This is a genomic window from Pseudomonas sp., assembly GCF_030147005.1.
Taxonomy (GTDB): Bacteria; Pseudomonadota; Gammaproteobacteria; order Pseudomonadales; family Pseudomonadaceae; genus Aquipseudomonas.
The window spans coordinates 1-5,821 of sequence record NZ_JASLAW010000232.1; the positions used below are offsets into that span (position 1 = coordinate 1).

3 protein-coding genes are annotated in these 5,821 nt (G+C 62.2%); all 3 read left to right on the forward strand.

Going from position 1 to position 5,821, the window contains the following annotated elements; all coding sequences use genetic code 11:
- The first annotated feature begins 210 nt into the window (after positions 1-210).
- On the forward strand, positions 211-1,452 hold the full coding sequence (mexE, locus tag Q1V60_RS22100; RefSeq protein ID WP_300634816.1) for a multidrug efflux RND transporter periplasmic adaptor subunit MexE: 1,242 nt from the start codon (positions 211-213) through the stop codon (positions 1,450-1,452).
- Positions 1,453-1,467: 15 nt separating this feature from the next.
- The gene (locus Q1V60_RS22105; protein WP_300634818.1) at positions 1,468-4,647 is read left to right on the forward strand and encodes an efflux RND transporter permease subunit; all 3,180 of its coding nucleotides are present in this window, start codon (positions 1,468-1,470) and stop codon (positions 4,645-4,647) included.
- Positions 4,644-5,821 (forward strand): TolC family protein (locus Q1V60_RS22110; RefSeq protein ID WP_300634820.1); only part of this gene is annotated, 1,178 nt, incomplete at its 3' end. The genes Q1V60_RS22105 and Q1V60_RS22110, both read left to right, overlap by 4 nt.

Genomic DNA, 5,821 nt, shown 5'->3' on the forward strand with positions numbered 1-5,821 from the left:
CTGTGCCCATCAAGTGATGTTCAACCGCGACCGCATGCGGCGGGCGCGAACGGTGTGGGGTATTTAACGAACGCTGCCGGTCATAGGGTGCGGCGTCAGCCCGCGCTTATATCATTCCGAATGATAATGACCTTTGCTTCATTCGATTCGTGACATACCGCCTCCCCGCGCATGATCCGCCCATCTCAAATACATTGGCGGATGCACCTCATGGAACAGTCACTCAAACATTTGCGCTTGCCCTTGGCGATCCTGGCCATGGTGGTGATGAGCGCATGCGGCAAGACCCCGGAACAAGCGGCCGCCATGCCGGCCGCCAAAGTCAGCGTGGCCAAGGTGCTGGAACAGCCGGTCAACGAGTGGGATGAATTCACCGGGCGCCTGGAAGCCCCGGAAACCGTACAGATTCGTCCACGGGTTTCTGGCCAGATTGACCAAGTCGCTTTCATCGAAGGCGCTTTGGTCAAGAAAGGCGACCTGTTGTTCCAGATCGACCCGCGCCCGTTCCAGGCCGAAGTACGCCGCCTCGAAGCCCAACTGGCGCAAACCAAGGCCGCCGCCACCCGCAGCGATAACGAAGCGCAACGCGGTGACCGCCTGCGCCAGAGCAATGCGATCTCCGCCGAATTGGCTGACTCGCGCACCACCGCCGCCCAGGAAGCCCGCGCCGCTGTTGCCGGGATTCAGGCGCAGTTGGACCTGGCCAAGTTGAACCTGAGCTTCACCCGCGTCACCTCGCCGATCAGCGGCCGCGTCAGCCGTGCCGAAATCACCGCCGGCAACCTGGTGACCGCCGACACCACCGCGCTGACCAGCGTGGTGTCCACCGACAAGGTCTACGCCTACTTCGATGCCGATGAGCGTGTGTTCCTCAAATACACCGAGCTGGCTCGCCAAGGCCGTCGCGGCGCGACCACCCCGGTGTACCTGGGCCTGTCGAATGAAACCGGCAACCCGCACCTGGGCCAGATGAACTTCGTCGACAACCAGGTCAACCCGGCCACCGGCACTATTCGCGGCCGCGCCGTGTTCGACAACAGCAAGGGTGAATACACGCCTGGCCTGTATGCGCGCTTGAAGCTGGTGGGCAGCGGCACCTACTCCGCCGTGCTGATCAATGACGAAGCCGTGGGCACCGACCTGGGCAAGAAGTTCGTACTGGTGATGGAAGGCGACAAGCCGGCCTATCGCTCGGTGGAGCTGGGGCCGAAGATCGAAGGTCTGCGCATCGTGCGCAGCGGCCTGACCAAGGACGACACCGTGATCGTCAAGGGCCTGCAGCGTGTGCGTCCCGGCTCGCCGGTCACCGCCGAAACCATCCCGATGGCCAGCCAGGAAACCCTCGCCGCCTTGGCCCAACAACGACAAGCGCTTGAAGCCAGCAACCTGGAACAAGTGGCGCCGGATAAAGCCGCGCCCAAGCTCGCCAGCGTCGCGACTCCACGCGGTTAAGGGATACGACTCAAGATGAATTTTTCCAAGTTCTTCATTTCGCGGCCGATCTTCGCAGCGGTGCTGTCGCTGTTGATCCTGATCGCAGGCGCAATCTCGCTGTTCCAACTGCCCATCAGTGAATACCCGGAAGTGGTGCCGCCGACCGTCGTGGTCCGCGCCAACTTCCCCGGCGCCAACCCAAAAGTCATCGGTGAAACCGTGGCCGCGCCACTGGAGCAAGCCATCACCGGTGTCGAAAACATGCTGTACATGTCTTCGCAATCGACCGCCGACGGCAAGCTGACCCTGACCATCACCTTCGCCCTGGGCACCGACCTGGACAACGCGCAGGTGCAGGTACAAAACCGCGTCACGCGGACTCAGCCAAAGCTGCCTGAAGAAGTGACACGCATCGGTATCACCGTGGACAAGGCCTCTCCCGACCTGACCATGGTGGTGCACTTGACCTCCCCGGATCAGCGTTACGACATGCTGTACCTGTCCAACTACGCGATCCTCAATATCAAGGATGAGCTGGCCCGCCTGGGCGGCGTCGGCGACGTGCAGTTGTTCGGCATGGGCGACTACTCCCTGCGCGTCTGGCTTGACCCGAACAAGACCGCTTCGCGCAACCTGACCGCAACCGATGTGGTCACGGCGATCCGCGAGCAGAACCGTCAGGTGGCCGCCGGCGCCCTGGGCGCGCAGCCTGCGCCGAGTGACACCAGCTTCCAGTTGTCGGTCAATACCCAAGGCCGTCTGGTCACCGAGGAAGAGTTCGAGAACATTGTGATTCGCGCCGGCGCCAACGGTGAAATCACGCGCCTGAAGGACATCGCTCGGGTCGAGCTGGGGTCCAGCCAGTACGCGCTGCGCTCGCTGATCGACAACCAGCCCGCCGTTGCGATTCCGATTTTCCAGCGCCCCGGCTCCAACGCCATCGACATCTCCAACGATGTGCGCAGCAAAATGGCCGAGCTGAAAAAGAGCTTTCCGGCGGGGATGGATTACCGCATCGCCTATGACCCGACCATCTTTGTGCGCGGTTCCATCGAAGCGGTCGTGCACACCCTGTTCGAAGCACTGATCCTCGTGGTGCTGGTGGTGATTCTGTTCCTGCAGACCTGGCGCGCCTCGATTATTCCGTTGGTGGCAGTGCCGGTATCGTTGATCGGTACATTTGCGGTGATGCACCTGTTCGGGTTCTCGCTCAACGCCCTGTCGTTGTTCGGGCTGGTACTGGCGATCGGTATTGTGGTGGACGACGCCATCGTGGTGGTGGAGAACGTCGAACGGAATATCGAGTTGGGCCTGGAGCCCTTCCCGGCCACCGAAAAAGCCATGAGTGAAGTCACCGGCCCTATCATCGCCACGGCGCTGGTGCTGTGCGCGGTGTTCATTCCGGCCGCCTTTATCAGTGGCTTGACCGGGCAGTTCTACAAACAGTTCGCCTTGACCATTGCGATCTCGACCGTGATCTCGGCGTTCAACTCGCTGACGCTGTCCCCTGCCCTGGCCGCCGTGTTGCTGCGCGCTCACGACGCGCCGAAGGATCGTTTCTCCAGGTTCCTCGACAAGGTCTTCGGCGGCTGGTTGTTCCGTCCCTTCAACCGCTTTTTCGAAAAGGCCAGCCATGGCTACGTGGGTACCGTGCGTCGAGTGATACGCGGCAGCGGCATTGCCCTGTTCGTGTACGCCGGCCTGATGGTGCTGACGTTCTTCGGGTTCGCCCACACGCCGACAGGCTTCGTGCCGGCCCAGGACAAGCAATACCTGGTGGCCTTCGCCCAGCTGCCCGACGCCGCGAGCCTGGACCGCACCGAAAACGTCATGAAGCGCATGTCGGAGATCGCCTTGAAGCAACCCGGCGTGGAAGCCGCGATTGCCTTTCCCGGCCTGTCGATCAACGGCTTCACCAACAGCCCGAACAGCGGCATCGTGTTCGTGACCTTGAAGCCCTTCGGCGAGCGTAAAGACGCAAGCATGTCCGCCGGTGCGATTGCCGGTGCGCTGAACGGCCAATACGCCAATATCGAAGAAGCCTACATGGCGATCTTCCCGCCGCCGCCGGTACAAGGCCTGGGCACCATCGGCGGGTTCCGCCTGCAGATTGAAGACCGTGGCAACCTCGGCTATGACGAGCTGTATAAAGAAGTGCAGAACGTCATCACCAAGAGCCACAACGTGCCCGAACTGTTCGGCCTGTTCACCAGCTACACGGTGAATGTGCCGCAGGTCGATGCCGCTATCGACCGCGAGAAAGCCAAGACCCACGGTGTGGCAATCAGCGACATCTTCGACACCCTGCAGGTCTACCTGGGTTCGTTGTATGCCAACGACTTCAACCGCTTCGGGCGCACTTATCAGGTCAACGTGCAGGCAGAGCAGCAGTTCCGCCAGGACGCCGACCAGATCGGCCAGCTGAAAGTGCGCAATAACAAAGGCGAGATGATCCCGCTGGCGACCTTTATCAAGGTCAGCGACACCTCGGGCCCCGACCGCGTGATGCACTACAACGGCTTTATCACGGCTGAAATCAACGGCAACGCCGCACCGGGCTACAGCTCCGGCCAGGCCCAGGCCGCGATTGAAAAACTGTTGAAGGATGAACTGCCCAACGGCATGACCTACGAGTGGACCGACCTGACCTACCAGCAGATCCTCTCGGGCAACACTGCGCTGTTTGTGTTCCCGCTCTGCGTATTGCTGGCGTTCCTGGTATTGGCCGCCCAATACGAAAGCTGGAGCCTGCCGCTGGCGGTGATCCTGATCGTACCGATGACGCTGCTGTCGGCCATCACTGGGGTGATCATCTCGGGCGGCGACAACAATATCTTTACCCAGATCGGGCTGATCGTACTGGTGGGCCTGGCGTGTAAGAACGCGATCCTGATCGTCGAGTTCGCCAAGGACAAACAGCAGGAAGGCCTCGACCCGCTGGCTGCGGTCCTGGAAGCCTGCCGCTTGCGTCTGCGGCCGATCCTGATGACCTCATTCGCGTTCATCATGGGTGTGGTGCCGTTGGTGCTGTCCAGCGGTGCCGGTGCCGAGATGCGTCATGCAATGGGCGTGGCGGTGTTCTCCGGGATGATCGGGGTGACGTTCTTCGGTCTGTTGCTGACGCCGGTGTTCTACGTACTGATCCGGCGCTATGTAGAGCGCCAGGAGGCGCGCAAAGCGGCCAAGGCCTTGAAGCTGGAGACACAGCAATGAGTGTGAAAATCTTCCTGCCGAGCTTGCTGGTACTGGCGCTTGCCGCCTGTGCCGTAGGCCCGGACTACAAGACCCAACAGCTGGAGGCGGCCAATATTACGGCCGCCGCCGACACCAAAAGCTATGACCATGCCAAATACGAAGGCATCTGGTGGCAGCAGTTCGAAGACCCGACGCTCAACCAACTGGTGACCCAGTCTTTGAGCGGCAACCGTGATTTGCGCGTAGCGTTCGCCCGCCTGCGGGCGGCACGGGCGATTCGTGATGACGCGGCCAACGACATCATGCCGGTCGTGACGTCCCGCGCCAGCAGTGACGTGGGCAAGGGCCAGATTCCGGGCCAGACCACCAAGCGCGTCAACAGTGAGCGCTATGACCTGGGCCTGGACATGGCGTGGGAGGTGGATCTGTTCGGACGCATCCGCCGTAACCTGGAGGCCAGCGACGCTGACCAACAGGTGGCCGAAGCCGATCTGTACCAGCTGCAAGTCAGCATGATTGCCGAGTTGGTGGATGCCTACGGTCAACTGCGCGGTGCGCAACTGCGTGAACGCATCGCCCTGGACAACCTGAAGAACCAGCAGGACTCGCGCACCATCACCGTCAGCCTGCGCGATGCCGGTGTAGGTGATCAACTCGACGTGGAACGTGCCGACGCCCGCCTCGCGTCGGTGGAAGCCAGCGTGCCGCAACTGCAGGCCGAGCAAGTGCGCGAGCGTAACCGCATCGCCACCCTCCTCGGCCAACGTCCCGACAAACTGAGCGTGGACCTGAGCCCCAAAGCCTTGCCGGCGATTGCCAAGGCACTGCCGATTGGCGACCCGGGGCAACTGCTGCAACGGCGCCCGGACATCCTCAGCGCCGAACGCAAACTGGCCGCCGCGACCGCGCGCATCGGCGTGGCCAAGGCCGACCTGTTCCCACGGGTCAGCCTCAGCGGCTTCCTCGGCTTCACCGCCGGGCGGGGCTCGCAGATCGGCTCGGCCGCGGCGAATGCCTGGTCCCTGGGCCCGAGCATCACCTGGGCCGCGTTCGACCTGGGCAGCGTGCGCGCGCGTTTGCGTGGCGCGAATGCCGAAGCCGACGGCGCGTTGGCGACCTATGAGCAGCAAGTGTTGCTGGCGTTGGAAGAGTCCGAAAACGCTTTCAGCGACTACGGCAAGCGCCAGCAACG

Coding starts and splice junctions, on each gene's coding strand:
- mexE (WP_300634816.1), top strand. CDS start 211: ATGGAACAGTCACTCAAACATTTGCGCTTGCCCTTGGCGATCCTGGCC.
- Q1V60_RS22105 (WP_300634818.1), top strand. CDS start 1,468: ATGAATTTTTCCAAGTTCTTCATTTCGCGGCCGATCTTCGCAGCGGTG.